The sequence below is a fragment of the Kaistella sp. genome, assembly GCF_032060305.1.
GTDB classification, from domain to species: Bacteria; Bacteroidota; Bacteroidia; order Flavobacteriales; family Weeksellaceae; genus Kaistella; species Kaistella yananensis.
On the sequence record NZ_DAMBHK010000011.1, the window covers coordinates 41,954 to 44,062 of the forward strand.

Here is a 2,109-nt window from a genome sequence, read left to right on the forward strand (position 1 = left end):
TTCTCCGTCCAGAATCATTTCGTGCTCCTGAAATTTCAGTGAATTGCTGATTTTTTTGAATTTTTCTGCGTAGGAAAGTCCGTTCCGTGAATAGAGTTGAATATCTTTTCTGAGATCTGCTATAGCCCTGTAGCCGTCCCACTTTATTTCAAAAGCCCAGTCTGGCGAGCTGAAAGGTTTTGCCGAAGTTCGGGCAAGCATGGGAGTAATGAATTTGGTAAGTTTTCTTTCCCCTGAAAGAGCAGGAGCATGGTTTTTATAAGATTTCATCTCAGGAGCAGATGACTTGCTTACTTTACTTCTTTTTTTTTTCAACTGAAGATATGCACTTACTTTTGAATCCGGATCAGTATTTTCTTCGGCATCATAATGATCAACAGAAAACTGGTCTCTGTGTTTAATCAGCAGCCAAGGATCGCCACTTTCGGCGTTTTTTATTTTTACAAGCGCAAACTCGCCTTTCAATTTTTTACCGTGAAGGATGAATTTCAAAGAACCTGAGTGCAGTTCTTGCTGCATGATGAGATTATCGGTCTTTCCTTTCACTTTTTCCAACGGTTCGTACGTGCCTTCATCCCAGATTTCGACTTCGCCGGCGCCGTAATTTCCATCCGGAATAGAGCCCTCATACGTTCTGTAAGCAAAAGGATGGTCTTCAACCATCATCGCAAGGCGCTTGTCTTCTGGATTGAGTGACGGACCTTTGGGAATGGCCCAACTTTTCAGAACTCCATCCATTTCCAGACGGAAGTCATAATGCAGCCTGCTCGCCGCGTGCCGCTGAATTACAAATTTCAGTTTGCCTTTTCCAACCGCGGCTTTGCCTTCGGGTTCGGCAGTCTGCGTAAAATCTCTTTTTTTATTGTATTCCTCAAGTGGCATGATAGAGATGAATTAAGTTTAAACTTAACCGGCTTTTACTTTTCCGGCTTCCAGACTGGCTTTCAGCTGAGCCATAAGATCGGTGGCTTTCGCGCTGACTTCTTCTTTGGTTTCTACCTTTTTCACTTTACCTTTTGCCTTTGCTTTAATGATTTTCATCAAATCATCATTGTAGGTATTTTTATATTTTTCAGGATCGAATTTTGTCGCACGCTGTTTTATGAGGGATTCTGCCATTTCCAGTTCTTCGGCTTGGGGATTTTTGGCACTTGGGATTTTCAGATCTTCAAAATTCCTCAGTTCTTCCGGATAACGCATTCTATTAACCATCAAAATTTTGTCTTGGTAAGGACGTACAAGACATAATATTTCTTTCTCTCTGAGGATAAAAGTCCCGATTCCGGCCATTTTAGTTTTTAAAAGTGCCTTCAGCAATAATTTGTATGCCTCTTCACCATTTTTTTGTGGTTCCAGAAAATAGGAAGTTTCGAAATAAGCACTGTCGATTTCGTTGATGTCGACAAACTGTTTGATGTTCAGGATTTTTGATTTCTCAGGATTTACTTCATCGAAATCTTCTTGAGTGAGAACTATGTAACGGTCTTCAAGTTTATAACCTTTAACAATATTTTCCCATTTCACTTCTTTGCCGGTATTGGCATTTACTCTTTTGAAATTGATGTTTGAAAGGTCGTCTTTATCCAGCATATCCAAATCCAGATTGCTTTCTTCGGTTGCTGAATATAATTTAATCGGGATATTTACAAGGCCAAAACCGATGGCGCCGTTCCATATTGCTCTCATAATTTGATTTTTGTGATGGTTTTAGTCAGATATCAAAAACTGTGCACCTTTCAAGATCGAAGTATGCCATGAAGCAGAAATACTTTGCCCGGTTTTTGTATTGAATTTTAAAAATTTAATTCATGAAAATCGCAACTTATAATGTAAATGGCGTGAACGGACGGCTTCCCGTACTTTTGAAATGGCTGAAGGAAGAAAAACCCGATGTGGTTTGTCTGCAGGAGCTTAAGGCGCCACAGGACAAATTTCCTGAAGCAGAAATCCTCGAAGCCGGTTACACGTCAGTCTGGTTAGGGCAGAAAAGCTGGAATGGAGTAGCAGTGCTTTCGAAAAATACTGAACCTGTAGTGTCACGAAAAAAACTGCCCGGTGACGATAGCGACGAAGCGAGCCGGTATTTGGAGGTGAAAATCGATGATTTGA

At 40.7% G+C, this 2,109-nt stretch carries 3 protein-coding genes; 1 reads left to right on the forward strand and 2 read right to left on the reverse strand.

All coding sequences use genetic code 11. The features are described from left to right. Positions 1-882, reverse strand: an 882-nt coding sequence (locus V5N63_RS02870) for a DNA polymerase ligase N-terminal domain-containing protein (RefSeq protein WP_332032748.1), incomplete at its 3' end; no start/stop codon positions are given. 24 nt (positions 883-906) lie between these two features. After that, the gene (gene ku, locus V5N63_RS02875; RefSeq protein WP_332032749.1) at positions 907-1,686 is read right to left on the reverse strand and encodes a non-homologous end joining protein Ku; all 780 of its coding nucleotides are present in this window, start codon (positions 1,684-1,686) and stop codon (positions 907-909) included. Positions 1,687-1,808: 122 nt separating this feature from the next. Between ku and V5N63_RS02880 the strand changes: the two genes are divergently transcribed. Continuing rightward, positions 1,809-2,109 (forward strand): endonuclease/exonuclease/phosphatase family protein (locus V5N63_RS02880; RefSeq protein WP_332032750.1); only part of this gene is annotated, 301 nt, incomplete at its 3' end.

What these genes read in the sequence shown, in the direction of transcription:
- ku (WP_332032749.1), bottom strand. Translation starts at nt 1,686, where the DNA reads ATGAGAGCAATATGGAACGGCGCCATCGGTTTTGGCCTTGTAAATATC.